Origin of the sequence: Mycobacterium vicinigordonae, from assembly GCF_013466425.1 — a bacterium.
Taxonomy (GTDB): Bacteria; Actinomycetota; Actinomycetes; order Mycobacteriales; family Mycobacteriaceae; genus Mycobacterium; species Mycobacterium vicinigordonae.
The window spans coordinates 5,397,409-5,423,527 of the sequence record NZ_CP059165.1 but is presented as its reverse complement, the minus strand read 5'-3'; the positions used below and the strand labels follow the sequence as shown (position 1 = coordinate 5,423,527).

General features: G+C 63.6%; 30 protein-coding genes. 19 read left to right on the top strand and 11 right to left on the bottom strand.

All coding sequences use genetic code 11. The annotated features are described in order from the left end of the window. The first annotated feature begins 41 nt into the window (after positions 1-41). Positions 42-1,040 (top strand): acyl-CoA dehydrogenase family protein, encoded by a 999-nt coding sequence (locus H0P51_RS24175; RefSeq protein ID WP_180915346.1) that lies wholly within the window; start codon positions 42-44, stop codon positions 1,038-1,040. Further along, positions 1,024-2,199, top strand: coding sequence for an acyl-CoA dehydrogenase family protein (locus tag H0P51_RS24170; protein ID WP_180915345.1), 1,176 nt, complete (start codon positions 1,024-1,026; stop codon positions 2,197-2,199). The genes H0P51_RS24175 and H0P51_RS24170 overlap by 17 nt, the downstream gene beginning before the upstream one ends. Positions 2,200-2,263: 64 nt before the next feature. Here H0P51_RS24170 and H0P51_RS24165 read toward each other — a convergent pair whose 3' ends face one another. From H0P51_RS24165 to H0P51_RS24155, 3 genes are read right to left on the bottom strand one after another with little or no spacing between them, the layout of a single operon-like run. Continuing rightward, positions 2,264-3,634, bottom strand: a complete 1,371-nt coding sequence (locus tag H0P51_RS24165) for a cytochrome P450 (protein WP_180915344.1) — start codon at positions 3,632-3,634, stop codon at positions 2,264-2,266. A 20-nt stretch (positions 3,635-3,654) separates the two neighbouring features. Next, the gene (locus H0P51_RS24160) at positions 3,655-3,849 is read right to left on the bottom strand and encodes a ferredoxin (RefSeq protein ID WP_180915343.1); all 195 of its coding nucleotides are present in this window, start codon (positions 3,847-3,849) and stop codon (positions 3,655-3,657) included. Positions 3,850-3,873: 24 nt separating this feature from the next. Then, positions 3,874-4,575 carry an SDR family NAD(P)-dependent oxidoreductase gene (locus tag H0P51_RS24155; RefSeq protein WP_180915342.1) on the bottom strand — a complete coding sequence of 234 codons (702 nt, stop codon included), beginning with the start codon at positions 4,573-4,575 and terminating at the stop codon, positions 3,874-3,876. A 296-nt stretch (positions 4,576-4,871) separates the two neighbouring features. Here H0P51_RS24155 and H0P51_RS24150 point away from each other — a divergent pair, with 296 nt between their 5' ends. The 10 genes from H0P51_RS24150 (at position 4,872) to H0P51_RS24105 (ending at position 15,949) form a co-directional block, all read left to right on the top strand. Continuing rightward, positions 4,872-5,018, top strand: a complete 147-nt coding sequence (locus H0P51_RS24150; protein ID WP_180915341.1) for a hypothetical protein — start codon at positions 4,872-4,874, stop codon at positions 5,016-5,018. Then, entirely contained in the window at positions 5,015-6,220 is a 1,206-nt protein-coding gene (locus H0P51_RS24145; RefSeq protein WP_180915340.1) for a CaiB/BaiF CoA transferase family protein, read from the top strand. The genes H0P51_RS24150 and H0P51_RS24145 overlap by 4 nt, the downstream gene beginning before the upstream one ends. 310 nt (positions 6,221-6,530) lie before the next feature. Then, complete coding sequence (locus tag H0P51_RS24140; RefSeq protein WP_180915339.1) at positions 6,531-7,337, top strand: MlaE family ABC transporter permease; 807 nt, start codon at positions 6,531-6,533, stop codon at positions 7,335-7,337. 23 nt (positions 7,338-7,360) lie between these two features. Beyond that, positions 7,361-8,206 (top strand): ABC transporter permease, encoded by an 846-nt coding sequence (locus H0P51_RS24135; protein WP_180915338.1) that lies wholly within the window; start codon positions 7,361-7,363, stop codon positions 8,204-8,206. Positions 8,207-8,211: 5 nt separating this feature from the next. Then, positions 8,212-9,408 (top strand): MCE family protein, encoded by a 1,197-nt coding sequence (locus H0P51_RS24130; RefSeq protein WP_180915337.1) that lies wholly within the window; start codon positions 8,212-8,214, stop codon positions 9,406-9,408. Then, positions 9,405-10,436 carry an MCE family protein gene (locus H0P51_RS24125; RefSeq protein ID WP_180915336.1) on the top strand — a complete coding sequence of 344 codons (1,032 nt, stop codon included), beginning with the start codon at positions 9,405-9,407 and terminating at the stop codon, positions 10,434-10,436. Before H0P51_RS24130 ends, H0P51_RS24125 begins: the two co-directional genes overlap by 4 nt. Beyond that, positions 10,429-11,511 carry an MCE family protein gene (locus H0P51_RS24120; RefSeq protein WP_180915335.1) on the top strand — a complete coding sequence of 361 codons (1,083 nt, stop codon included), beginning with the start codon at positions 10,429-10,431 and terminating at the stop codon, positions 11,509-11,511. Before H0P51_RS24125 ends, H0P51_RS24120 begins: the two co-directional genes overlap by 8 nt. Next, a complete protein-coding gene (locus H0P51_RS24115) occupies positions 11,508-12,932 on the top strand; it encodes an MCE family protein (protein ID WP_180915334.1) in 1,425 nt (474 codons plus the stop codon). Before H0P51_RS24120 ends, H0P51_RS24115 begins: the two co-directional genes overlap by 4 nt. Beyond that, the gene (locus H0P51_RS24110; RefSeq protein WP_180915333.1) at positions 12,929-14,233 is read left to right on the top strand and encodes an MCE family protein; all 1,305 of its coding nucleotides are present in this window, start codon (positions 12,929-12,931) and stop codon (positions 14,231-14,233) included. The genes H0P51_RS24115 and H0P51_RS24110 overlap by 4 nt, the downstream gene beginning before the upstream one ends. After that, the gene (locus tag H0P51_RS24105; protein WP_180915332.1) at positions 14,234-15,949 is read left to right on the top strand and encodes an MCE family protein; all 1,716 of its coding nucleotides are present in this window, start codon (positions 14,234-14,236) and stop codon (positions 15,947-15,949) included. Positions 15,950-15,989: 40 nt separating this feature from the next. Here the strand turns inward: H0P51_RS24105 and H0P51_RS24100 are convergent, their stop codons facing one another. The 3 genes from H0P51_RS24100 to H0P51_RS24090 form a co-directional block, all read right to left on the bottom strand. Then, on the bottom strand, positions 15,990-16,502 hold the full coding sequence (locus H0P51_RS24100) for an Rv2253/PknI dimerization domain-containing protein (protein WP_180919202.1): 513 nt from the start codon (positions 16,500-16,502) through the stop codon (positions 15,990-15,992). A gap of 84 nt (positions 16,503-16,586) precedes the next feature. Continuing rightward, positions 16,587-17,150 (bottom strand): twin-arginine translocation pathway signal, encoded by a 564-nt coding sequence (locus H0P51_RS24095; protein WP_180915331.1) that lies wholly within the window; start codon positions 17,148-17,150, stop codon positions 16,587-16,589. After that, on the bottom strand, positions 17,147-17,881 hold the full coding sequence (locus H0P51_RS24090) for a hypothetical protein (protein ID WP_180915330.1): 735 nt from the start codon (positions 17,879-17,881) through the stop codon (positions 17,147-17,149). Before H0P51_RS24090 ends, H0P51_RS24095 begins: the two co-directional genes overlap by 4 nt. Positions 17,882-18,048: 167 nt before the next feature. On the opposite strand from H0P51_RS24090, the gene H0P51_RS24085 reads away from it, so the two are divergent. Then, the gene (locus tag H0P51_RS24085; RefSeq protein ID WP_180915329.1) at positions 18,049-18,453 is read left to right on the top strand and encodes a hypothetical protein; all 405 of its coding nucleotides are present in this window, start codon (positions 18,049-18,051) and stop codon (positions 18,451-18,453) included. 142 nt (positions 18,454-18,595) lie between these two features. Here H0P51_RS24085 and H0P51_RS24080 read toward each other — a convergent pair whose 3' ends face one another. Beyond that, entirely contained in the window at positions 18,596-18,877 is a 282-nt protein-coding gene (locus H0P51_RS24080; protein ID WP_180915328.1) for an Mtp family mycobacterial-type pilin, read from the bottom strand. A gap of 137 nt (positions 18,878-19,014) precedes the next feature. Then, complete coding sequence (locus H0P51_RS24075) at positions 19,015-19,593, bottom strand: TetR/AcrR family transcriptional regulator (protein WP_180915327.1); 579 nt, start codon at positions 19,591-19,593, stop codon at positions 19,015-19,017. A 108-nt stretch (positions 19,594-19,701) separates the two neighbouring features. On the opposite strand from H0P51_RS24075, the gene H0P51_RS24070 reads away from it, so the two are divergent. Genes H0P51_RS24070 through H0P51_RS24055 form a run of 4 tightly spaced genes read left to right on the top strand, consistent with a single transcriptional unit; the run spans position 19,702 to position 22,171 of the window. Then, on the top strand, positions 19,702-20,481 hold the full coding sequence (locus H0P51_RS24070; RefSeq protein ID WP_180915326.1) for a hypothetical protein: 780 nt from the start codon (positions 19,702-19,704) through the stop codon (positions 20,479-20,481). Next, on the top strand, positions 20,478-21,308 hold the full coding sequence (locus H0P51_RS24065) for a hypothetical protein (RefSeq protein WP_246398185.1): 831 nt from the start codon (positions 20,478-20,480) through the stop codon (positions 21,306-21,308). Before H0P51_RS24070 ends, H0P51_RS24065 begins: the two co-directional genes overlap by 4 nt. Further along, positions 21,305-21,892, top strand: a complete 588-nt coding sequence (locus tag H0P51_RS24060; RefSeq protein WP_180915325.1) for a cytochrome c oxidase subunit 3 — start codon at positions 21,305-21,307, stop codon at positions 21,890-21,892. Before H0P51_RS24065 ends, H0P51_RS24060 begins: the two co-directional genes overlap by 4 nt. Positions 21,893-21,895: 3 nt before the next feature. Further along, positions 21,896-22,171 carry a cytochrome C oxidase subunit IV family protein gene (locus H0P51_RS24055; protein WP_246398184.1) on the top strand — a complete coding sequence of 92 codons (276 nt, stop codon included), beginning with the start codon at positions 21,896-21,898 and terminating at the stop codon, positions 22,169-22,171. Positions 22,172-22,227: 56 nt separating this feature from the next. Here H0P51_RS24055 and H0P51_RS24050 read toward each other — a convergent pair whose 3' ends face one another. Beyond that, positions 22,228-23,499 carry a cytochrome P450 gene (locus tag H0P51_RS24050; RefSeq protein ID WP_180915324.1) on the bottom strand — a complete coding sequence of 424 codons (1,272 nt, stop codon included), beginning with the start codon at positions 23,497-23,499 and terminating at the stop codon, positions 22,228-22,230. Positions 23,500-23,705: 206 nt separating this feature from the next. On the opposite strand from H0P51_RS24050, the gene H0P51_RS24045 reads away from it, so the two are divergent. Beyond that, positions 23,706-24,401, top strand: coding sequence for a TetR/AcrR family transcriptional regulator (locus tag H0P51_RS24045; protein ID WP_180915323.1), 696 nt, complete (start codon positions 23,706-23,708; stop codon positions 24,399-24,401). Here H0P51_RS24045 and H0P51_RS24040 read toward each other — a convergent pair. After that, positions 24,317-24,685 carry a hypothetical protein gene (locus H0P51_RS24040; protein ID WP_246398916.1) on the bottom strand — a complete coding sequence of 123 codons (369 nt, stop codon included), beginning with the start codon at positions 24,683-24,685 and terminating at the stop codon, positions 24,317-24,319. The two genes, H0P51_RS24045 and H0P51_RS24040, sit on opposite strands and share 85 nt — an antisense overlap. Positions 24,686-24,753: 68 nt before the next feature. Continuing rightward, complete coding sequence (locus tag H0P51_RS24035) at positions 24,754-25,518, bottom strand: enoyl-CoA hydratase/isomerase family protein (RefSeq protein WP_180915322.1); 765 nt, start codon at positions 25,516-25,518, stop codon at positions 24,754-24,756. 131 nt (positions 25,519-25,649) lie between these two features. Between H0P51_RS24035 and H0P51_RS24030 the strand changes: the two genes are divergently transcribed. Then, entirely contained in the window at positions 25,650-26,072 is a 423-nt protein-coding gene (locus H0P51_RS24030) for a lipoprotein LpqH (protein ID WP_180915321.1), read from the top strand. Positions 26,073-26,119: the final 47 nt, after the last annotated feature.

Genomic DNA, 26,119 nt, shown 5'->3' with positions numbered 1-26,119 from the left:
GAGATTACTACTTCCCGCAGCGAGAATGCTATTCTCATCGGATGCTCTTGGAGTTTGATGCAGACCAGCGGCTGTGGCAAGACACCGTGCGCGATGTCGTCACCAAACAATGCCCGCCCTCCCTGGTGCGCAGTGTCGCCGAGGACGGCGCAGATACCCAACCGCTGTGGAAGCTCTACCGGGAACTCGGCTGGACCGAGCTCAACGACCCGGCCAGCGCGGTGGAGTTGGCGATCGTCCTCGAGGAACTCGGTCACGCCACCGACCCGACTCCGTTCCTTGCGACCATGACCCAGTTCGCGCCACTAGCCGGTGACCGCTTCGAGCCGAACGAGTCGGGCACCGCCGTGTACAGCGGGGTCTCGGCGCGCCGGGACGCCGACGGGTGGGTGCTGGACGGCGTGGCCCGCCACGTACTGGACGGCGACCGGGCCGAGCGGGTGGCGGTGGTGACCGAGGCCGGCGTGTTCGTCGTCGATGCCAGTCAGTTGTCGGCACGGCGTGAATCGGTGTTCGATCCGGTGCTGCATGTTGCCGACCTGTCGTTCGCCGGAACCCGGGTGCCGGACCGCGACCGGCTGAGCGTCGACAGCGAACGCGCCCACCACATCGCCTTGACCGGCATGGCGATCACGATGGTCGGTGCGTGCCAGCGCATCCTGGACATGGTCCTCGAGCACGTCCGCAGCCGTCACCAATTCGGCGTTCCCATCGGCTCTTTCCAGGCTGTACAGCACAAGGCTGCCGACATGCACGTCGCCGTGCAGCGCGCCCGAGCGCTGGCCTACTTCGCTGCGCTGACCATATCCGCCGACGATCCGCGCCGTCGACTCGCCGCGGCGATGGCCAAAGCGTCTGCCGGAGAATGCCAGTCGCTGGTGTTTCGGCACGGACTGCAACTGCACGGCGCAATGGGATTCACCTGGGAGAACGACGTGCAGTTCGCGCTCAAGCGCGCGAAGGCCGGCGAGCTGATGCTCGGTGGTGCGGCCGAGCACCGGGCCCAGATCGCCGAGGAGTACCGTGCAGCTGACTTTTGATGCCGACGTCGAGGAATTCCGCGCGGAGTTCTCGGCCTTCCTTGACGAAAACCTGCCTCCGGCAAGCGAATGCATCGAGCGGCCCCGCTCCGTCTCCCACATGCCGGATTGGGCCAGGCGTTGGCAGCGACTACTCTTCGACAACGGCTGGCTGCTGCCGACCCAGCCGCCGGAGTTTGGCGGCCGGAACGCGACCGTACTGCAGCAGTACGTGTATCTCGAGGAACTGTGCCGCCGCCGGATCTACCACAGTCTTAACCCTCAGGGCGTGAATATCGTTGCAGCATCCCTGATCTCATTTGGCAGCGACGAGCAGAAACGGCGTTGGGCGGTGCCCATCCTGCGGGCCGAGATCACCGCTTCGTTGGGGATGAGCGAGCCGAGCGCGGGCTCGGACCTAGCGTCGTTGCGCACCCGGGCGGAGCTGCGGGGCGATTACTTCGTGGTTAACGGGCAGAAGGTGTGGACCTCTGGGGCGCACGACGCAGACGTGCTGCTGACTTTCGTTCGCACCGACCCCGACGCGCCAAAACACAAGGGCATCAGCGCGTTGGTGATACCGACCGATGCCGAAGGGGTGGTGCGGCGACCCTTCCCGTCGATCTGCGCGGTCGACGACCTCGACTTCAACGAGGTGTTCTTCACCGACGTGAAGGTGCCCGCGGAGAACCTTGTCGGCGAACTCAACCAGGGCTGGCGGGTGGCTAACGGCTCGCTCGGGCATGAGCGCACGATGATGTGGCTGGGTTTCGCCGATCGGATGGACAACATGCTCGCCGACTTCCATCCCGTGTCGGAGCTGGACCGCGACCAGTACGCCAGCACGATCATGGACAAGGAGGCACTACGGCTGTTGGGCTCGGTGGCGCTGGCCCGCGCCTCGCGTGGCGAGGACGACACATCGGCGATATCGGTGCTGAAACTCCTTGGCTCCGAAGCGGAATTGCGGATCTCCGAGCATGCACTGGCGGCCGCCGGCGGCGACGGTCTGGTGCATCCTGGGCTCACCGGACCTTACGCGCCGATGAACCTGGATCACTACTTCGCGAGTTGGTTCGAGCGGTATGCGCGAAGCTTCTCCGGCACTATCGCCGGCGGTACTTCGGAGATCCAGCGCAACATCATCGCCCAGCGAGTGCTGGGGCTGCCACGCGGCTAGAGGTCGGTGCTTCGCCGCGCAGGACGCGGGACGGCCGCGACGTTCGGCGAAAGGCCGAGTCGCCCTAGTCGATCACCGCGGCTTCCTTGCGTTCGGTGATCGGCCGCGCGAGTTCCTGCTCATCGCAAATGCGCTGCAGCTTCTCCAGTGTCTCGTCCAGGCCGGCTCCGACGCGAGCACCCGGGGTGAAGTCGGCCGGTAGCTTGCGCATGCCCTGGATCACGCCGATGGTCTCGTAATGCACCGCGCCTTCGGGGTCGCAGCGGTAATCGGGCATTCGGTCCAACACAGCGTTCAGCATCGACTTGAACACCGTGCGGGCCACGTTTGATCCGATGCAGCGGTGTACGCCGATGCCGAAGCTGAAGTGCCGGTTTCCTTTGCGATCCAAGACGACCTCGTCCGGGTCATGGAACACACTCGCGTCACGATTGGCCATGGCCCACGAAATCCAAAGCCGTTCACCCTCCTTGAATCGGGTGCCGTTTACCTCGACATTGTCGGAGAACGTGCGGCCGTCACCCGGCGCCGGAGTGAAATACCGCAGGAACTCCTCGGTTGCGGCGTCGATCAGCGCCCCGCGCTCACGGCGCAGCCGCTCCCGCTCGTTGGGATGATCAGAAAGCCATTCCAGTGAGTGCGCCGTGAGCGCGGTCGTGGTGTCGAACCCACCCCCGATCACCAGACCGAGGTTGCCCAGGATCTCCAGATCGGGCGCCGGCTCCCCGTCGATACGCATCTGCAGCAGCCCGTTGACGATTCCGGGGCGCGGGTTTTCGCGGATCTCGATCATGTTGTTGACCATGTCGAGCCCCATGTTGCGGTGCATCTCGGTGACCCGCTCGATATCCGGCGAGTGCTCCGGGGTGTATACCGCCGCGTGGACCGGCTCGCTGTACATGTTCCACTTTTTCAGCGGGATGCCGAGCATCGCCAAAGTCAGCACGGCGGGAACGATGTTGGCCAGGTCGTCGACGAAGTCGATATGGCCTTCCTCGATCTTCTCGTCGAGGCACGCCCGCGTCACGTCGGCGATGAACGGTTCCCAGCGCTTGACAGCCGCCGGTGACAGATACGGGTTAAGCACGTTGCGGTAGGTGCGATGCTCAGGCTCGTCCATCTCTAGAATGCCGCCCCGCACCACACTGACTCGGCGGGCAGTAGGGATTGAAATCCCTTTGTAGCCGCGGCGTTCGCCGTGGATGTCGTGGTCGTTGGAGACCGCGGGACATCGTGCCAGCTCGAACACCTCGTTGCTGCCCGCGGCAACCCAGTGGCCCCCGTAGGTATCGGTCCAGGCCATCGGGCACTGGGTGTGCATCTCTTTGGTGATGCGCGTGAAATGCGATCGGTACTCGGGGGAGTGCCGGTCGTAGTGGTACGCGTTTTTCTTGCGGTCGCTGTCGCTATCGGTCGCGACGTCATCCACACTCAAAGCCAAGTCTCCCTTGATGTTCAGTCGCTGAGCATGATGGCTTGCTCGGGGCAGGACTGCGCGGCTTCGCGCACCTGATCCACAAGCTCCTCCGGAACAATTTCGTTGACAGCAGACGAGCTGCCGTCAATATCGCTGAGTTGGAACGAATCCGGCGCGATCATGGCGCATAGGGTGTGCCCCTGGCAGCGTTCCGGGTCAACCCAGACCTTCATCTGCTTCCTCCAAGCGTGCGAACTCTAGGTGTTGCGGCCGCCGTTGACGCCAAGAATCTGACCGGTGATGTAGCTGGCTTCGTCGGAGGCCAGGAACGAACATGCCGCGGCGATGTCTTCGGGCTTGCCGATGCGGCGCACCGGTGTCCTGGCGATGTTCTGCTCGACGTCGCCGAGGAAGCCTTGCATCTCGGCGTTGCGCAGCATCGGGGTGTCTATGAACCCGGGCGGCACCGCGTTGACGGTGATGCCCTTGGGCCCGTACTCGAGCGCCAGCGACTTGGTGAGGCCGTTGACCGCAGATTTCGCCGCCACGTAGTGCGACATTCCGGGAACGCCCGAGTGTGTGCTGGAGGAAGAGATGTTGACGATGCGCCCCCACTCGGCTGCCAGCATGTCGGGCAGCACGGCCTGGATCATATGGAAGACGCCGTTGAGGTTGACGTCGATGATCTTCTGCCATTCATCGAACGTGATGTGGTGGAACCGCTTGAACCCGTCCAAGCCGGCGGCATTAACCAGGATCGTGACCGGCCCGAGCCTGTCACGGATTGCCGAGAGTGCTGCGTCCACTTGTGACCTATCGGTCACGTCGGCGGTATAGCAGAAGTCATCATCGGACGGCTTGAGGTCGATCGTTGCGACGATGCGCCCGTCGGCGCGCAGTCGCTGGGCGACGGCCAGTCCGATGCCGGATCCACCACCGGTGACCACCGCGGTCCTCATTCTGGCGACGCCCCGGGCGCGAGTGGCGGCATAGTCGTCTCACACACAAAGAATCTCCCTTTCGATTATGAGAATCTTACTCTCCGGCCGAAGTCGGTGGCAAGTTGGTTACGGAACCCCGCTTGGCCTGCGTCAAGAGGTGCAATCGGCGAACCGCTGAGCGCTTGCACAGCTTACTGGCGGGGCGATGCGATTCCGCTGCATTCTTGAGTTCTCGTCTGCCGAATGTAAGATTCGCCCGGGATGAGAATGAAATTATCGTGACCGTCACCACATCAGTGAGCCGGGAGTTTCGCATGTCAGTGCAAGACACGGTGTCGATCGTGGTCGGCTTCTTCGCTGCACCGAGGTTGCTCACCAACGTGGACAGCGTGATCGCCCAGGACGAAGTGGCGCGCGAGCCATTTGCCATCCCAGTTGCCGTAGGAGGAGCCCCGGTATGAAGCCGCTCGACGGAATCCGTGTTCTCGAAGTCGCCATGTATGGATTTGTCCCATCCGCTGGCGCGGTGCTCGCCGAATGGGGTGCCGAGGTGATCAAGGTTGAGCACGCGGTGACCGGTGACCCGCAACGGGGGCTGCGTCAGACCGGCATGTTGCGCGTCGAGGGCGACCCCAATCCGAACATCGAACATGCCAACCGCGGCAAGCGCAGCATCGGCCTGGACATGTCGGTGCCTGCGGGCAAGGAAGTGCTCTATGAACTCGCCCGTCGCTCCGATGTTTTCCTGACCAGCTTCCTGCCCGACCATCGGCAGAAATTCGGTATCGACGTCGACGACATCCGCGCGGTCAACCCGAAGATCATTTACGCGCGTGGCAGTGCGCTCGGCCCCCGCGGTGCGGAGTCAGTCAAGGGCGGCTACGACATGACTGCGTTCTGGTGCCGGGCTGGAACGGCGGCAACCATCACGCCGATGGGGTATGAAGGAATGATCAATCCACCCGGCCCCGCCTACGGTGACACCATCTCTGGCACCAACCTCGCGGGCGGAATTGCCGCGGCGCTCCTCAAGCGCGAACGCACCGGCGAACCGTCCATCGTCGACGTGTCACTCCTGGGCAGCGGGCTGTGGTCGCTGGGGCACACGGTAGCGCTGACCAACCACCTGGGTCAGCTGATGATATCCCCGCCCCCGGGTATTCACGGCTCGCCGGTGAACCCACTCGTCGGGGTGTACCCGACGGCCGACGGCCGCTACATCTCTCTGGTGATGATGCAGCCGGCCAAGTTCTGGGCGGACGTGTGCCGGCACATCGATCGCGAGGATCTGATCAACGATCCGCGGTTCGCCGACGCAGAGACGATCGCGGCCAATACGGCGGACGCCGTTGAGATTTTGAACAAGGTCATCGCCACCCGGACGCTTGCTGAGTGGAGTGAACGTTTTGCAACCCTCGCGGGACCGTGGGCGCCGGTTCAGGACACGCTGCAAGCGGCGGACGACGCCCAGATCCGGGCCAACGAATACATCGTTCGCGCAGGCGAACTCGAACTGGTAGCCAATCCGGTTCAGTTCGACGTCACCGCTCCGCACACCGGTCCGGCTCCAGGCTTCGCCGAGCAGACTGATGACATCCTCCAGGAACTCGGGCTCGACTGGGATCGCATCATCGAACTCAAGACCGCCGGCGCGGTCACCTAGGTCCGCCGACGTCATGCCAAGCGCACCCGAATTGCCCGATAACGGTTACGCGTTTTCCATTCCCACTGGACGCACTATGAGTAATAATCGCCGGACGCGTCAAGACGTGGGGCTGTGGGCGGCCTGGATGGCTTGGAGGCGCCAACCCGCGCAACGGAGCGGAGGACGGGCGTGCGGATGGTAGTCGGTAGTGACCGCAACGCAAGGCCACGCTATCCCCTGGCGTTCGTCCCGTGGATCGCGATGTCGGACAGCGTCGTTACGGTCCTGCCCCAGTTCGCTCCTGTCATCTGGAAGGAGTCCGGAGCCGATGGCGAGTAAGGGCGCGGAGCGCTGGACGCCGGGCATCTCGTTGGGCCGCGGTGCCAAGCCCATGGAGGCTGTCGGCGCGCTATTCGCGATGTCGGCCGACGCCATCAGGTTCGTCTTTCGCCGGCCCTTCCAATGGCGTGAGTTCCTCGAACAGTCCTGGTTTGTCGCGCGCGTTGCACTGGCCCCCACATTGTTGGTGGCCATCCCGTTCACCGTCCTGGTCAGCTTCACCCTCAATATCTTGCTGCGGGAACTGGGTGCGGCAGATCTGTCCGGCGCGGGTGCCGCGTTCGGGGCGGTGACACAGGTCGGTCCGCTGGTAACCGTCTTGATCGTGGCTGGTGCCGGTGCGACGGCGATGTGCGCGGACCTGGGTTCGCGCACGATCCGCGAAGAGATCGACGCCATGGAGGTACTGGGTATCAACCCGATTCAGCGGTTGGTGACGCCACGGATGCTGGCCTCTGGACTAGTGGCGTTGCTGCTAAACAGCTTGGTCGTCATCATCGGGATCCTGGGCGGCTACATCTTCTCGGTGTTCGTCCAAGACGTGAACCCGGGCGCTTTCGCCGCCGGTATCACCCTGCTGACAGGCGTGCCCGAGGTCATCATCTCCTGTGTCAAGGCAGCGCTTTTCGGCCTGATCGCCGGATTGGTCGCCTGCTACCGCGGGCTGACGATCACCGGCGGCGGTGCCAAGGCTGTGGGCAACGCGGTCAACGAGACAGTGGTGTACGCGTTCATGTCCCTATTCGTGGTCAATGTCGTGGTCACCGCCATCGGTATCCGAATGTCGGCGAAGTAGCGCAGGGGGTGTAAGGACACACTGTGACGCTGCGAGCTACCTACCCGCGACTGACGCGGACCCTGCAGAAGCCGATCGGCAGCCTGGGCCGGGTCGGCGACCACACCCTGTTCTACGGAAAGGCGATCGCCGGAATCCCGTTCGCGACCGTCCACTACCGCCGCGAGGTCATTCGCCTGATCGCCGAAATCAGCATGGGTGCAGGCACATTGGCGATGATCGGCGGGACGCTGGTGATCGTGGGGTTCCTGACACTGGCCGCCGGCGGCACACTCGCGGTCCAGGGCTACAGCTCGCTGGGCAACATCGGCATCGAAGCGCTGACCGGATTCCTGGCAGCTTTCATCAACGTCCGAATCGCGGCGCCGATCGTCGCGGGAATCGGCTTGGCCGCCACGTTCGGCGCCGGCGTAACCGCGCAACTGGGCGCGATGCGGATCAACGAGGAGATCGACGCGCTGGAATCCATGGCCATCCGGCCGGTTTCGTATCTGGTCAGCACCCGGATCGTGGCCGGCATGCTGGCGATCACACCGCTCTACAGCATCGCCGTCAGCCTGTCGTTTCTGGCCAGTCAGTTCACCACTGTGGTTCTGTTCGGCCAGTCGGGCGGCTTGTACCAGCACTACTTCACGACGTTCCTCAACCCCATCGACTTGCTGTGGTCCTTCCTGCAGGCCGTGCTGATGGCGATCACGATCTTGTTGATCCACACCTACTTCGGCTTCTTCGCCTCGGGTGGGCCGGCCGGTGTTGGCGTCGCCACCGGTAACGCGGTGCGCACCTCGCTAATCGTGGTCGTCTCGGTGACGTTGCTGATCTCATTGTCCATCTATGGCGCCAACGGCAACTTCAACCTGTCGGGATAGGGAGGATGGTGCAGGAATCGCGTTCATATGTGCGGCCGCTGACGGGCCTGGCGACCATCGCCGTGATCCTTGCGATCGTCGCTGTCGCGGTGGGCTTGTTCCGGAGCGATTTCACCGAGAGCGTGCCCGTCACCGTGGTCTCGCCGCGTGCCGGCCTGGTGATGAACCCAGACGCCAAGGTGAAGATGCGCGGCGTTGTGGTGGGCAAGGTCGAGTCGATCGAAGAACGCCCGAACGGCGAAGCCGTCCTGCACCTGGCGATGCAGCCGTCACAGATGCATCTGATACCGCACAACGTGCTCGTAGACATCGCGTCGACCACCGTGTTCGGCGCGAAATTCGTCGAGCTGATGGCGCCCGACCATCCGTCGCAGCAGAGCCTGCAGCCCCACCAGGTGCTGCAGGGCAAGAACGTGACGGTGGAGATCAATACCGTCTTCCAGCAGCTCACTTCGCTGCTGTCGAACATCGATCCCGCCAAACTCAACGAAACACTTGGCGCCATCGCGTCAGCGATGAACGGCCGTGGCCACCAGATCGGCCAGGCGCTGGCCGACCTGGATGCCTTTCTGGCCAGCCAGGATCCGGCACTGCCCGCGCTGAATCACGATCTGTCCGTGCTGCCGGTGGTGAGCGAAGCCTATGCCGACGCGGCGCCTAACCTGATCGGCGCGGCCGACAACACGATCCGAATCAGCAAGTCCATCGTGGAGGAACAGCAGAACCTGGACGCGTTCCTGATCAGCTCCATCGGGTTGGCCGACATCGGCAACGAGGTGATCGGCGGGAATCGGCAGGGTCTGACCGACACCTTGCATCTGCTGCTGCCCACCACCAACTTGACCAACGAGTACCACGACGCGCTCTGGTGCGGTCTGGCCGGCTCACTGGTGAACCTGCGCGCCCCCAACCTGCCTGAGCCGATGATCAAGGTGCTCGTCTACATCGGCTTCGGCGCCGAACGCTACCGCTACCCGAGCAACCTGCCTAAGGTGGCCGCAACCGGTGGACCCCAATGCCACGACCTGCCCGTCGTGCCGTTCGACAAGGCGCCGCCGTTTGTGGTCGCCGACGTGGGCGCCAACCCGCAGGAGTATGGAAACCCGCAATTGCTACTTAACTCCGACGCTCTCAAGCAGTTGCTGTACGGGCCGATAGACGGGCCACCACGCAACTCCTTCCAGGTAGGACAACCTGGATGAGCGGCTCACGCGGGATGATCATCAAGTTTGGCGCGTTCGCGTTGATCATGATACTGCTCACCATTTCATTGTTCTTTATCTTCGGCCAGTACCAAACCGGCTCCACGACAAGCTATTCCGCGCTGTTCACCGACGTGTCGCGGCTTAAGGAGGGGCAGACGGTACGGGTCGCCGGAGTCCGCGTTGGCACGGTGAACAGCGTCGAATTGCGAGCGGACAAAAAGGTTCTGGTGAAATTCGACGCCAACCGCAGTGTCGTCCTCACCAACGGAACGCGGGCCGTGATCCGCTACCTCAACCTGGTCGGGGACCGCTACCTCGAACTGCTGGACGGCCCCGGATCCACCAGCCCGCTGCCCGCCGGCGCGCAGATCCCGATCGACCGTACCGCACCGGCACTTGACCTCGATCTGCTACTCGGCGGACTCAAGCCGGTCACCAAGGGCCTCAAGGCCGAAGACGTCAATGCACTCAGCGCGGCGCTGCTCGAGGTGTTCCAGGGTGAGGGCGGCACCCTGCAGTCGCTGCTGTCCAGGACGTCGTCGTTTTCGAACACGTTGGCCGACAACGGGGAAACCGTCCAGGCGCTGATCGACAACCTCAACACCGTGGTGGGGACCGTCGATGCCGAGGGCGCGAAATTCTCCGGTGCGATCGACCGGCTGGAGCGCCTGATCAGCGGCCTCGCGTCCGACCGAGACACCGTCGGCGCTGCGATCACCGCCCTGGACAACGGCACCGCCTCGATCGCGGACCTGCTCACCCGCGCCCGACCGCCGCTGGCTGGAACGGTCGACCAATTGAACCGGCTGGCACCGCTGTTGGACAAGGACAAGAACCTAATCGATGTTTCGCTACACAAATTGCCGAACAATTACCGCAAGCTGACGAGGTTGGGCTCCTACGGCGCCTGGTTCCCGTACTACCTGTGCGGGCTGGCGCTGCGCGTCTCCGACCTGCAATACCGCACGGTGGAAGTCGGTGTGACTCACCAGGTCACCGGAAGGTGCGCGGAACCCGATGCTTAAATACCGTGGCAATCAACTTATTCGCGCCGGATTCATCGGCGTCGTACTGATCGTGCTGGTGATAGCCGTCGGACTATCGCCCGACGCGCTACTGCAGCGGGCGACCACGGTGCGCTATCAGGCGGTGTTTGCCGACGCGGGAGGCTTGGTAACCGGCAACGACGTGACGGTATCGGGCATCAAAGTTGGCAGCGTCTCGGGCATGTCGCTGCAAAACGGCGACGTGCTGGTGACTTTCACCGTCAAGGGGGCGGTGCAACTCGGCTCGGCTAGCACCGCGCACATCAAAACCGGTTCGCTGCTGGGACAGCGGGTGCTCACCGTGGAATCCACCGGGAGCGGCACCATGCGCCCCAACGCCGTCATCCCGATAGCGCGTACCTCCTCGCCATATTCTTTGTCTGAGGCGGTGGGTGACCTGGCCACCGACATCCAGGGCACCAACACCGACTCACTGAACCAGTCCCTGAATACGCTGTCGACGACGCTGGATCAGATTGCGCCGCAATTGGGCCCGACGTTCGACGGGGTGAGCCGGCTGTCGGCAACGCTGAACAGCCGCAACCAGACTCTAAGTCAACTGCTGAAGGGCGCCGCCGACGTCACGCATATCCTGTCTGAACGCAGCCAGCAGGTGAACACGCTGATCCTCAACTCCGACGCGTTGCTCTCCATGCTGGTGGAGCGGCGGCAGGCGATCGTGCGGTTGCTGGCCAGTACGTCAGCTGTGGCTAAGCAGCTGACCGGCCTGGTGCACGACAACGAGGCCAAACTGGCGCCGACGCTAGCTAAGCTGAATTCGGTGACGGCGATGCTGGAAAGCAACCGTGACAACCTCGCCAAGGCGATACCGGGGCTGGCGAAATTCGAATTAACCCAGGGCGAGACGGTATCCAGCGGGTTCTACTACAACCCGTTCATCCCAAACCTGTTCACGTTGCAGTTCTTCCAGTGGTTGTTCGACTACTCCTTCGGCTTCCGCGCCTACGGTGCGCCGGGTCAGCCGCCGGACAACGCCGGGCCGCGGGCACAGCTACCGTTCCCCTTCAACCAGAACCCTGGAGGGTCGCGATGACGCGGCTCGAGTCGTTGCTGCGCAACAAGTTCAAGTTAGCGCTGGCCGTGCTGCTGACTCTGCTTGTCGTCGTTGGCGCGGTAATCGTGGTCCGCAACACGGTGTTCCGGGCGACAAAGATCACCGCCTACTTCCACACCGCCACCGCGATCTACCCCGGTGACGACGTGCGCGTTTCCGGTCTGAAAGTCGGCACCATCGATTCGATCGAGCCGGCGGGTACCCAGGCCAGAATGGTGATGCACGTCGATCACGGGATTTCCATTCCCGCCGATGCCAAAGCGGTGATCGTGGCGCAGAACCTGGTGGCGGCACGCTACGTCCAGCTCACCCCCGCCTACCGGTCGAGTGGTGCCACCATGAAAGACGGTGCGGTGATACCGGTCGAACGCACCGCGACACCCGTCGAATGGGACGAGATCAAAGACCAATTGATGAAATTGGCGACCGATTTCGGGCCCAACAGCCAGGTGTCGACGCCGGCGGTGGCGCGCTTTATTGACTCGGCCGCCAATGCGCTGGGCGGCAACGGGGAGAAGTTGCGCCAGACGCTGGCGCAGCTGTCGGCGGTGGCGCGGACGTTCGCCAACGGCGGCGGTAACTTCGTCGACATCATCAAGAATCTGCAGGCCTTCGTCGGAGCGCTGCGGGACAGCAATGTCCAACTTGTGCACTTCAACGATCGGTTGGCCACCCTATCCAGCGTGCTCGACGACAACAAGTCCACCCTCGATGCGGCCCTGACGGATCTGTCCAGCGCGGTCGGCGAAGTGCAGCGGTTCATCGCGGGCAGTCGTGAGCAGACCGCCGAACAGATCACCCGGTTGGCCGACCTCACCCAGATTCTCGTCGACAACAAGATGGCCCTGCAGAATGTGCTGCACGTGGCGCCCAACGCACTTGCCAACGCCTACAACGACTATGACCCCGACGTCGGGAACGTCCGTGGCGGCGTCGGTGTGCAAAACCTCAGCAACCCGACTTGGGCTTACTGCTCACAGATCGGAGCCCTGGAGAACGTCACCTCGGTCGAGACGGGCAAGCTGTGCGGCCTGTATCTGAGTCCCGCGTTGAAAGTGTTCAACCCGTTGACGATTTTCAACTTCAACTATCTGCCGATTCCGGTAAACCCGATCCTGGCACCGGCTTTCGATCCGAGCAACGTCGTGTACAGCGAGCAGCGGTTGGCACCCGGCGGGGCGGGCCCGAAACCGGGACCGCCCGAGTTGCCGCCCGCGGTGTCCGCGTACACCGGCCTGCCGGGCGATGTTCCCGAAGCGCCGCCGCCACCCGGGCCGCCCGCACGGATACCCGGCGCCGCGATGCCCGAGCCGCCGCCGCGGAGTGTCCCGCAGGAACCGCCGCCCGCCCCGGCGAGCGTGCCGGAATTACTGCTTCCGGCCGAACGGCCGCAGCCATGAGCGCCCGGCGGGGTATCCGGAGGCTAATGGGCATTGCCGCCTGTGTCATGGTCTCGGTGTCTGGATGTGCATTCAGCGGCATGAACTCATTGCCGCTGCCCGGCGCGGTCGGGCGCGGCCCGGGATCCAGCAGCTATCACGTCGAAGTCGCTAACGTCGGTACGCTGGAAGCGAATTCGCCGGTAATGATCAACGACGTGATCGTCGGCAGCATCCGGAGTCTGTCGGTGCGCGGCTGGCACGCCAACGTCGACATCTCGGTGCAGCCCGGTGTGGTGGTCCCCGCCAATGCGGTGGCCAGCGTCGGGCAGACCAGCCTGCTGGGATCCATGCACCTCGCGCTTAACACGCCACTGGGGCAGGAGCCGAAGGGGCGGTTACAGCCGGGTGCCACGATCCCGCTCGACCGGTCGTCGACGTATCCGTCGACCGAACAGACGCTGTCCTCGCTGTCGGTGGTGCTCAACGCCGGCGGGTTGGGTCAGATCGGCGATATCATCAACAACTTCAACGCGGCACTATCGGGCCACCCCAAAGAGATTCGCGATCTGCTGCATCGCTTGGACAAGTTCGTGGGTACCTTCGACGCACAGCGCGACAACCTCGTCGCCTCGATCCAATCCCTGAACCGGCTCTCCAACACTTTGGCCGGTCAGCGCGACGTGATCACGCAGGCGCTCAACAAGATTCCACCGGCGCTCGACGTGCTCATCAGGGAGCGGCCCCGCCTCACCAGCGCGCTGAACAAGCTTGGGACGTTCGGTGACACGGCCACCAGGTTGGTCAACGACGCCGGATCCGACTTGGTCAACAACCTGAAGAACCTCGAGCCGACCATCAAAGCCCTCGCCGATGTCGGACCGGACCTGGACGCCGCCCTTGCCTATGCCCCGACCTTCCCGTTCACGCAGGGTTTCATCGACCGCTACGTCCGCGGCGACTACGTCAACGGCTACTTCATCATCGATCTGACGAACTCCGGTCTGCGTAAGAGCATCTTGCGGGGTACACACTGGGAACGACTGGGCGCGGAGGGCGTGCCGGCACCAGGGGATCCCGAGCATCTGCAGTTCCGATACGGGGCACCGCCGGGAGCACCGGGCTCGTTCGCTCCGCCCGGGCCGCTGCCAGGGGCACCCGGACCGGCTCCGATGGCGCCAGGACCGGCGCCGATGGCACCCGGACCGGCGCCGATGGCACCCGGACCGGCACCGGCGCTCGGGCCGGCACCGGCTGAACAGCCGTCGGCGCCACCCATAGGGTTGCCGCCCGCTGTCGCACCGGCGGAGGGGACCGGATAGATGCTGACGCGCTTCATTCGAATTCAGTTGGCGATCTTCACGATCGTCGGGGTCGTCGGAATCTTCGTAATGGTCGTCTACTACATCCAGGCACCGACCCTGCTGGGCATCGGCAAGATGACCGTCACCCTCGAACTTCCCGAGGCCGGCGGCCTATACCGGTTTAGCAACGTGACCTATCGCGGTGTGCAGATCGGCAAGGTCACTTCGGTTGAGCTGACCAGCCACGGTGCGAAAGCCAAGATGCGCCTTGACACTTCGCCGAAGATCCCGGCCAATCTTCGCGCTGAGGTACGAAGCATTTCCGCGGTGGGTGAGCAGTACGTGGACCTGCGTCCCAACACCGACTCGTCGCCGTATCTGCATGATGGGTCGGTGATTGCGGTCAGAGACACCAAGGTTCCGCAGCCGATCGGCCCCGTGCTGGATCAGACGAGTGCCCTGATCAACAGCATTCCCAAGGGGAAGATCAGCCAGTTGCTCGACGAGTCGTTCAAGGCATTCAACGGTGCCAGTTACGATTTCGGATCACTGTTCGATTCGTCGACACAGATCTCCGAGGACCTCAATGGCGTTTCCGAGCAAGCGCGGCGCCTGACCGAGGACACTGGGCCACTGCTGGACAGTCAGGCGCAGACGGCCGGCGACATCCGGACCTGGGCACGGAGCCTGGCCGGCGTCACCGGGCAACTGGCGACCAACGACCCCCAGATCCGCAACGTGTTGCAAAACGGGCCGGGGGCCTTCAACGAGGCGTCGAAGCTGCTCGACCAGATCAAGCCGACGTTGCCGGTGATGCTGGCCAACCTCACCACGATCGGTCAGATCGGTATCACCTACCACGCGTCGCTCGAGCAGGTCTTGGTGCTGCTGCCGCCCTTCACCGCGGCGATTCAGTCCTTCCTTGGCACCAAGAGCCCGACCGGATTGGCAACGGGCGCTTTCAATCTCATCATCAGCGACCCGCCTGCCTGCACGGTCGGCTTCCTGCCGCCGAGCCAATGGCGGTCGCCGTCGGACACCACCACCATCGACACCCCGGACGGGTTGTACTGCAAGCTGCCTCAGGACTCGCCCATCGGGGTGCGCGGCGCCCGCAACTACCCGTGCATGGGACATCCCGGTAAACGTGCACCCACCGTCGAGATCTGTGACAGCGACCAGCCCTTCCAGCCGTTGGCAATGAGGCAGCACGCATTCGGCACCTACCCGTTGGACCCGAACCTGTTGTCCCAGGGCATTCCGCCCGATGACCGGGTGAACTGGAACCGCGAACGTATCTTCGGCCCGGTGGACGGCACCCCGATGCCGCCGGGAGTGGGTGCGCCGCCGCCCGCCGGGCAGCCCGGGCAGCTACCGCCGGGGCTGGGGCCACCAGTCGGCCCGCAGTTGCCGCCGGAGCTTCCGCCTCCTGCGCAGCTGAGTCCGATGGGGGCGGTGTCGCCCCTCGCGCCGCTCGACGGTCCAGCACCGGCTGCGCCCGCCGCAGCACCGGCCGGACCTGTGCCCGCACCTAGCGGTGGGCCTGCTGCGGCACCAAGTGCGTTCGAGCACAGTGGATTACAGCCGGGCGTGCCGCCCGGACCCTCCGTGGCGGTGGCTCAGTACAGTCCGGAGACCGGGAGCTACATCACCCCCGACGGGCAGGTTTTTAGGCAGACGGACTTGGTCCCGTCGAAGACTCCCAAGACGTGGAAGGACATGTTCCCCGTCTGACGCCGGGTCCGCGCGGTTTCGGCCGTGGCCAGCGACGCCGTCAGCCGATTTTGTCCAGGCGGAACGGCTGCTCGATGTACAACGGTGCGTTCACACCGCAGGCGCCGCTCGCCGAACTCGTATGTTCTCTGCCCGCCAGGACCGGCGATCCGAGCGTGTTTTCACCGGTCACCGGGTCCGCGGGATAGAAATAGAAGCTGTCATGACCGGTCCAGGTGGTGCCGTCTTCGCACGTCTGCCAGTTGGGGATGTCGCGTTTGAGGTACCAGTTGGACCCGTCGTGCATAACCACCGGTGCGGACCAGCCTTGGTCACTGACCACCATGCCAGTGCAGTCCTGCGCGGTCGTGCACGCGGTGGTGATCGTCCACGTGCTCCGCACCACCGGCTCGTCGTGATACACCGTTCGAGTGCGGGCCCAGTCGCCGATCTGCGTGGCGGTGTACGTCCCGTTGATGGCGGGGTTGTAGGCCGATGCCGGAGGGGCAGTAACGAGTCCACCGATCAGACCCGCGGCGACCAGCGGTGCGCCTACCACATTTGTTGAACGCATCATTTGTCACTCCTCGACGCGCTGCTTATCGGCCTACCGCTAGACATGTCTCAGATCCCGGCTCTTGAAAAATAATTCGTACGCTCATACGCCTTCGAATTTCTCGATAAGCCACGAACTGTTGACCTTTTTTAACGTTACCCGAAGGCTGTTCGATGTCACCACCGGTTCAGGCTTTTCCTTGCTTGCGGTTTTCTGCCGTACGAAAAGAAGTACGACAGCCGAATTCGCATGAAGTTCCGCCACCGCGGCCTTGACGACGGTCGCGGAGGTGGTGATCTGAGCGCGCTGTGTGGACGGCCCGACGATCTGGTCGGCGAACTGCTGATAGTAGGTCAGGTAATCCTCGGTGATGCGCGATTTCGCGTTATCCAAATCGCGGCTCAGTGTTTCCGGCGAGTAGGACAGCAATGCCACGGCGCCCTCGCTGGCGGCCCTGATCACCTGTCGTGTCACCACGCGGTCGGTCTGCTGGTCCGGGCGGTAGACCGCGAAGTAGTAGACCACGGCGTACCCAGCCGTGGAAATGACGAGAACAGCCAACAGAATGGCGCGCCAGCGGGCCAGACAAATGCGCGCCGAACGCTTGAGAAGTTGTGTCGAGCGGCGGCCGGTGGGCTGGTGGCTGACCTTCTCTTTGGCTGTCATGGGACGAACTCGACTTTGGAAACCTTAAGGCGTCCGCCGTCTCGTTCGACGTTGACGACGAGCCGCCACAGTCGCGTTTCGGGCTTGTCTTTATCGGGTTTAGTGAGCTCGGATTTCGCGGCGACCAGCACAACAGCCGAATCTTCGGTCATGGATTGCACGCCGACGGCTTGGATGGTGGCCTTTGCGGTGATCTTCGACTGCTCGAGTGCCTTGACCATATCCTCGGCGCCCATCAGCACGCCGGCCTTGAATTGCCCGGTGGTTTCGTCGGCGAAACGCTGCATGTCGTCTCGTGCCCTGGTGCCGTCGATCGACATCATCGTCATGACGGCGTTGCGCGCGGCCGTGGCGAATTCGTCGGCGCGCTGTCGTTGCTGCACGGCCCGGTGGTGGTCCCATGCTAGGTAGCCGCTGCCCGCGAGTGCGGCGCAGACGATCAGCAGTGCGGCCGCGAGCGTCCGCGCGTTGCGTCCCATCCGGCGCAGGTGTCGGGCCTGCGGCGTCCAAGCCGCGTGCTCCGCGCCGGATGTGCCCGCCGCTGCGGCCTCCGCCTTTTCGCGCAATGCGGTGGCTCGGGCCCGAGCTGCCTCGGCGCGGGCTTCGACTTCCGCGAAGTCGTCGTCGTGGGTCGCTGAAGAGGGCGCCGAGTCCGAGACCGCTTCGGTGAGCACAACCGACCGCGGATTATCGGCGTCGGACCCCTCAGTGGGAAGCTCGCGCGGCGGCATGAATCACCTCCTCGCCCGCAACTATCGAGAGGGCCACATTATCACTGGGGGCACGGGCTGCCCGGTTCCGGTTGCGGTCGATGCATGCGCTCTCCGATTGGGAGAATTTTCTTACCAGCTATGGCTAAGGTAATGAATTTTCTGGGCCACTGTGGCAAATTTAGTTGGTGCGATTCATCGTGGGAGCGGTCGCCGCAGCGCTGAGTATTGGTGGGCTGGGCGCACCGCCTGCCGCCGCCGATCCGGCAAGCTGTGACTATCCGGACTGCACGCCGGGCATCGCCGGTCATATGGTGCTCGGTGCCCCGTGTGACAACACGACTTACTACGTGTTCGGCACCGCCGACTACTACGTGTCGTTCGCCACCGAACCGGGGCGGCTGATGTTCTGCGGCTCGCCGCGCAGATATGAACCACGCTGGTTCCGCTCGCCGCCGATGGTGGGGGTCAAGCTGGAAAACTCGCCATGCAACGAGTACCCGTCGTACTACGTCGCGCAGGCGCCCGACGGGTTGTTCCTGGTCTGCAATCCGCACGACGGAACACAGCGGTGGGAGCGCGGCGACACCTGACCCCTGGCGGACTTGGGTTGTCGTGCGGGCGTTTCTGCAGGTGTTATTGCCCTTCGTAGTTGACGCGCGAGCGTCCTCAAATGTGCGGTCGTAGGCCGGATTTGCCGGCATTTTGGGGTCTGGGGCGCTTGGCCGTCGAGGCTCAGGGGCGGTTGTTCGGAATATTGGGCTGATCTTGGAATGGGCTGGGCCCGAAGTAATCCCGATCGTGAATGGTCCCGTCCATATCCCGGTGATGCGCGTCGTGGCAGGTGGACGGGTCAAAGTTCGGGCCCCAGGCCGGGTCGAAGGGCAGGCCCGGGCACCAGTGGTATCCCACGAATGGCCAGGGTGGGTCATCGGCCGTGGCGGTGGCAGTGCTTGCCAATCCGAAGCCAGTGCCGACCAGCATTGTCATGGCGGCGAGACGCCGAATTGTCTTCATACGAAACACCGTATCCGAGTGACTGCGCGATGAAAACGGAACTGGATTGTCATGGCGGCGAGACGCCGAATTGTCTTCATACGAAACACCGTATCCGAGTGACTGCGCGATGAAAACGGAACTGGCACAAGAGCGTCCTAATCTCCCTCGAAGAGTCGGCGGGTAATCCGCATCAGTTGAGCCCGCAAGGCGGCGTCGTCGACATCGGCAACCAGCGGATGCATGACCCCGACCGCGATGGCGCCTGACAGCATCGCGGCACTAACCCGCGCGTCCTCGGTGCTGTCGCCGACCAGGACTCCGTACAGCCGGGAGATGAACTGCTGGAACTGGTCCTGCTCGGCGAGCAGTCGCACCACGACCGGGTCGAACTGCAGCGTGCTGGCCGCCCCGCGACGCTCAATAGCAAGGTCGATGACCCTGCCCAACAGCACCTCGCGCGCCCGCGAGCCGTGCTCGTGCGCCTCGGCGGCTTCTAGTGCCTCTTCGAGTCCGCCGAGTTCGCGCTCGGTGAGCGCTACGACGATCTGCTCTTTGGTCTTGAACTGGTGGTAGACCGCGGCTTTCGTGACGCCGATGGCATCGGCGATCATCTGCAGCGAGGTGCCTCCGACGCCGTGCTCGGCAATCAGCTCTAGAGCGGCGTCCAAGATCCGTGTCTGCGCAGCGCTGCGCCTGATGAAGCGGAACTGGCTGCGTGACTGGGTGTCGACCACACCGTGCAGCCTAGCCGATCGGCTATTGACCTGAAATAGCCGATCGGCTAGTTTCGGTGCCTGAGCCGACCTCAGCCGCACGGTTCCGTGTGCAGGAAGGAGCCATCGATGACCGCGATCGGCACGAGCCAGGATCCAGCGCCCCCACGACTTGGCTTGCGCCGCATCGACGGTGAGCTCATCTTGCTCTGGACGCTGCCCGTCACGGTGGTCATCTGGATTGCCGCGTTCTTATTGTTCCCGGGATTCAACCCGCCGATGTCGGCCACAATGTCCGCAGAGCAGGTTGCCGCGTTCTACCGCGATCCCGCTCACCTGCCGGAGATCCGGTACAGCATGATCCTCTTCAACTGGTTCGGCGTGGGCCTCGTTCCGATTCTGTCGCTGATCGTGCTGCAGGTTCGCAGGATGGCTCATCGCACGCCGATCTTCTCCTACGCGCTCTTGGGCTGTGTAGCCGGCGGACCCAGTTTGTTCCTGGTTGCGAATGTCTGCTGGCTGTTAGCCGCCTTCCGCCCGGAGCGCAGCCCGGAGCTAACGCAATTGCTCAATGATTTCGCCTGGATCACTTTCACGATGTTGGTGCCGTTTCTGATTGGACAGAGCGTAATCTTGGCCCTGGCAATCTATTTCGATGAGCAGCCGAATCCGATATTCAGCCGTTGGGTGGCATATTTCAACCTTCTGGTCGCCGGGGCGCTGGTACCGGCGACATTCGTGGGCCTTTCGTTGTCCGGGCCGCTGGCCTGGGATGGCGTGTTGTCATTCTGGTTGAAGAACATCGCCATCGGCGTCTGGGTTGTGGTGATGGGCTTCGTGCTCCGCGCGGCGGTGCATCGTGAGCGCGCCGAGACCCGACGGCGCAGCGCAGAAGCGGACGGCACGTGAATACCGCGATCGTGGGCTCAGACGGCAATGTCGCGGCGACTCCGTCCGGGCCTCTGCGTCGCCGGATCGCCTGGCATGTGCGGCATAATCCCAAGCGCGAGTTGTGGTTTGCGTGGGGGGCACTCATCGTCTTCTACAACCTTTTCTTTCCGATGGTCTTCGTGGTGGCACAAGTCCAGCCACCGCCACAACCCACCTGGGACCTCGCAATGCAAGCCCATTGGTTCGACGAACGTCACCTCGGCATACCCGTCGGCCTGGGCGTCATTTTCGCCATCACCGGAATGACCGCGGTAAACAATGCCCTCATCGCGTATTCGATGCGGCGCATGTCGGTGAGCCCGGCGTTCGCATATTCGTATCTGATCATCTACTCGCTCAGTGCACTTCCGGGTTTGCTGCTGCTGTGTATCGCACTCATCGTCGGAACACTGCGGCCCCAGCGAGACCCCAAGGTGCTGGGTTGGCTCTACGACTTCGCCTTCCTGTCCTTCGACGGAACGATGGGCGTTTTCCTGATCGGCTCGCTGATCTGGATGGTCGCGATTCTGATCGACAAAAACCGGGTGTTCCCCAAATGGTTTGGCTATTTGAACCTCTGCAACGCGCTGACCGAGGTGGTAGTCGCGCCCTGCTGGATCTTCGGGCGGGGTGTGCTGGCCTGGAACGGCCAGATCGCGTGGTGGCTGGACATGGTCGTCTTCGGCATCTACCAAATAACTTTCGTCGTAATGCTTTTCAAGATGATTAGGCGTGAAGACTTCGGTACCGGGCCGCTGCCCGATCCGCCACAAAGACAGGCAACGCGATGGGCGACCGCGGCATGACCGACCTAACCGAAAAGGATCAGCGTCCTGCATTCGTGCCAGGTCAGCCGGACATGTGGGCCTTCGTCTTGTTCGAGACCTTGGTCTTCACCGGGTACTTCGGCTTCTACCTGTTTTACCGCACCCGAAGTCCGGAGCTGTTCTTGCATTCGCAGGCGCACCTGGACCTTCGAACCGGGGTGTTCAACACCCTTGTCCTGCTGCTGAGTTCGTGGTCGGTGGCCCGCTGCGTGCAGTCCGCCCGCGCCGGTGCCCGTCGGGCGGCGCTACGCGATGTCTGCATCACTGCCGCATTCGCCGCAGTTTTTCTCGTGTTTAAACTGCTCGAGTGGGCTAGCTTGGTACGCACCGGAAATGGGTTCGACAGCAACGACTTCTTCACCTACTACTTCTTTCTCACCGGCATTCACTTTGTGCACCTGATGATCGGCTTTGTAGTTCTGGGGGTGATCGTCTATCGGCTCCGGAGTGCATCGTGGCAGTCGCAGGAATCCCAGGTACTGGTCGAAACCTGCGCAACCTACTGGCACACAGTCGATTTCCTGTGGGTGCTGATCTTCGCACTGCTGTACGTGGTGAGGTGACCGGTGAACAAGAGGCTGCTGATCGTGTGGGTGGTGCTGGCCTCGCTCACGCTGGCCTACCTGTGGATAGACCACTCGGCGGGTGCCTCGCCGAGAGCCAACGTCATCATTACCTCGAGCGTCATCGTCATCGCACTCCTCAAGGTGCGCATCATCTTTCGTGAGTTCATGGAAGTCCGGGAAGCGCCGGCGGTGCTGCGCCGCGTGACCGATGCGTGGGTGGTGCTGATCGGCGTGGCCATGTTCAGCTGCTACTTCGTCGGCTTGGCCGTGCACTGATGTGACCCACTCGCGTGGCCCACTCGGCGGCAAGCGAACAGAAGAGCTGGGTTGCGCTACTGCGGGTTGAACGTCAGGTGCAGCTGGTGCAGTCCGCGCAGGATGTAGGTCGGCTCGTACTCCCATCGGCGCGCGCCGGCCGGACCGTGCTCGGTCTCGTCGACGGCGATGTCGGCCATGCGGTCCAGGATCCGTTCGATCGAGACGCGGCCCTCCACCCGGGCGAGCGGTCCGCCGGGACAGGAATGCACACCGCGTGCGAAAGCCATGTGTTCGCGGACGTTCTTGCGGTCCAGACGGAATTCGTGCGGGTTCTCGAATCGGCGCGGATCGCGGTTGGCCGCCCCAGGTAGCACCATCACCACAGTGCCGGCCGGAATGTCCACCCCGCCCACCTGAGTCGATCGGCGAGCCAGCCGAGAGTCGCTCTTGACCGGGCTCTCCATGCGCAATGACTCCTCGATAAATCCGGGGATCAGGCTGCGGTCGTCGCGTAACTGCTGCTGGATGTCGGGCCGGTCGCCGATCACCTGTAGGGCGACGCTGAGTAGCTTGGCCGTTGTCTCCTGTCCGGCGGCGAACAAAAAGGTGGCCGAGCGAACCACATCGATCACGTCGGGGGTCGACCCGTCCGGGTACTTCGCGGTCGCCAGCGCGGTCAGCACGTCTTCGCGCGGATGCGCACGCCGATCCTCGATGTAGGCGGAGAATTTCTCGTCGAGCCACTCCAGCGGGTTGACGCCCACCGACTCGTGGTCGAGCGCTCCGACCCGGCCCGGTCGGTCGGCGCCTAGCACCACCCGGAACTCTTTGTGATCCTCTTCGGGGACACCGAGCAGGTCGGCAATCACCAATGTGGCGAACGGTTTCGAGTATTCGCCGATGAATTCGCACTTGCCGTTGACGAGGAACTCGTCGAGCTGCTGGTCGGCTAGGCGCCACATGAACTCTTCGTTCTGCTTGAGCCGGCTGGGCGTCAGCAACCGGCTCAGGATCGAGCGCGCCCGGCTGTGGTCGGGCGGGTCCATGGTGACCATGTGCTCGAACATCGGAAACTTCTCCCGGTGCTCGTCGATCTGGGCGTTGATGTCGTCACCGACGGGTTCGAATGGCAGCGGCGGAAACGGGCCGCCCAGCGCGACGCAGTTGGAGAAGGAGTCGGTGTCCTTGTAGACCGCGGTGGCCTCCTCGTATCCAGTGACGGCGACGACGCCGTAATGGGGGAGTCGCAGCACCGGGTTCTTGTTGCGCAGGTGGTCGAAATACGGGTATGGGTCGGGAATCAGCGACGGGTCGGTGAAGAAGTCGATCGTGTCGTAGTCGCTCATGTCGTGCAGGCCCTCCCGAAGCTGGCTGTTACCGAGTGAATGTGACGGCGGCGTGAGCTGATACCGCCCCGATCAGATGATCTGCTGAGCACCTGCTTAGCATGGCGGTATTGTCGTGGTCAAGGTCACGGAGCCGGCCTGGGGCGGACGGACTGGCTACGATCGTCGGGGCCGTCGGGGGAACGCGGAGAGTACGAGGTATCGACATGACATCGGCTCGCAGGATCGGTGCGCCGGACGCGAAGAATCGCGGTCTGCTGCTCGACGCGGCCGAACAATTGATGCTCGAAGAGGGCTATGCCGCAGTGACGTCGCGGCGACTGGCCCACAAGGCCGGCCTCAAGCCCCAGCTTGTCCACTACTACTTCCGCACCATGGAAGAACTTTTCTTGGCCGTATTCCGCCGTCGCGCCGACGAGGGCCTGTTGGTGCAGGCGCAGTTGCTGCAGTTGCCGCAACCCTTGTGGGCGCTGTGGAGATTCGGCACCGACCCCGCCTTCACCCGCATCTCGATGGAGTTCATGGCGCTGGCGAACCACCGCAAGGAGTTGCGCGCCGAAATCGCTTACTACGCAGAGCGTTTTCGGGAGGAGCAAGCCCAAGTTGTAGCCGAGGCTCTGCAGCGCTACGGCAGCGACGAGGTGCCGCCGATCGTGTGGACCGTGCTGATGACCAGCCTGTCGCGGTTTCTGGTGCTCGAGCAGGCTCTGGGCATGTCGGGCGGGCACGCCGAGACCAAGTCGTTCGTGGAAGAGCACCTGTGCCGCCTGGAAGGCGACCCGCAACCGATTGCCGACATGCGTCCCGCCTGGCTGGTTCACCAGGTGCGTAGCGAACAGAGCGCCCCTCTGTCGCCGTCCTTGGACACCACGACCGCGCCGTCGACCGACACGGTGCAGTGAAACTGCGGGATGGCTGACTGCCGTCCGGTGCTGACACTGACCATCGCCCACTGGGCCGGATTGGAGAGCATTACCTGCTGGACCCACGGCCTGCCCGGCGCGATGTCGGCCTGAACGTTCGGCGTGAAGGTGTACGGGTTGTGACTGTAGTCGGAAAACACGCGGGGATCTTGATCCTGGTAGTAGATGTCGGCGTAGATCGGGTTCTTGGCCGAAATCGTGTACACCACCTGGTGCATGGGCGGCGGATCGTCGTCGGCGTGTGCGCGGCCGCTGCCGACCATCAGGCCCGTCGCCGCGGCTGCCAACAGCGTCGCCGCGCCCAACCCCAGGTGCTTCGTTGCGATGGTTGTCATTTCGCTCCTCCGGCTGCCGGGCGCGGATTGGCTGTGCGGTTCATGACTCGATCTGCGGCTTCCCAGTGCGCGTCAGACACCCACAACCGTGCAAATGATGCTATCGCCTCATCAGCGGAAACTCCCCCGATTACCCGCTTTATCTCGGCCGCCGGACGTCGTGCCAGCGACCTGGCGACCGACCGCCAACCTTGGTCGGAGGAGTCGAAGATGGCCCGCGGCAGCACCACGTCCACCAGCCCGAGACGTTGTGCCTCGTATGCGTCCAGTGCCGTTCCGGATCCGGCCAGCAGCAGCGCCCTGCTCCGGCCGACTAACGTCACCAGCCGTTCGGCGCCGCCCCAGGCGGGCATGATCTCCAGCTGCACCTGATTGAAGGCAATCTTGATGTCGTCGGCGGCGACCCGGATGTCGGCAGCAACGGCGAATTCGGCGCCGCCACCAAACGCGTGGCCGTTGAGCGCGGCGATCACCGGCGCGGGAAAGTCGGCGATCCGATCGCAGACGGTCCGCATCCGCTTGGCCATCGCCGCGGCGTCCTGCTCGGTGCGCAGCGCGCTCAGCTCCTTGAGGTCGCCGCCGGACACGAAGGCGCGGTCTCCGGCCCCCCTGATCACCAGGGCTTGGGCCCCGGCCGCCGCGTCCAGTGCGTCCTCGAGCTGGCCCATGGTTTGTAGCGCGATGGCGTTTCGCGCGTGCGGACGGTCGATGGTGAGCACCGCCAGGCCCGGGTCGAGTTCGTCGAACTCCAGGTCCACCATGCGTGTTCAGCTCCTTGGTGCGAGCCTGAAGGCAAAGCCGATATTGGCATTCTCGCCCCAGGAGAATAGCATCATCGCTGCAGGTCCAGAAGTTAACCAACCGACGTGCAGTCCCAGGATCGAGGTGGCCAGTGCGGAATCGGATGGCGGCGGTAGCGGCAACGGCGGCAGCTCTCGCCGTCCTGGGCGCCTGCAGCACACCGTCTCAGCGCCAGCTCGCCAGTACCGCGACAGTGACGATTAACGGACACGAGGTGCACCCGCATCTGGTCCGCTGTTACCAGCAAGAGTGGTTCCGCACCATCGAACTGGGCGACGACACGTCCGGGGCGAAGGTGGTCCTCGACCAGCGCGAGCATCCGGTCGCCACATTGTCCGTGCGGTTCCACAACCTCGGCGGATTCACCGGAGACTTCGCGCGCAACGACTCCAACCAGGCCGGCACTCGCTTCGACGGGGAGACGTTCACGATCACCGGCACGGCCAACGGGTCCAACACGGCCACACCCAACGAAGCGACCAGCACCGATTTCAAGATCGCAGCCAAGTGCTGAGCCGTAACCGGCTTGCCTGACGGGCTTAGGCCGGAGCGCCATCGTGG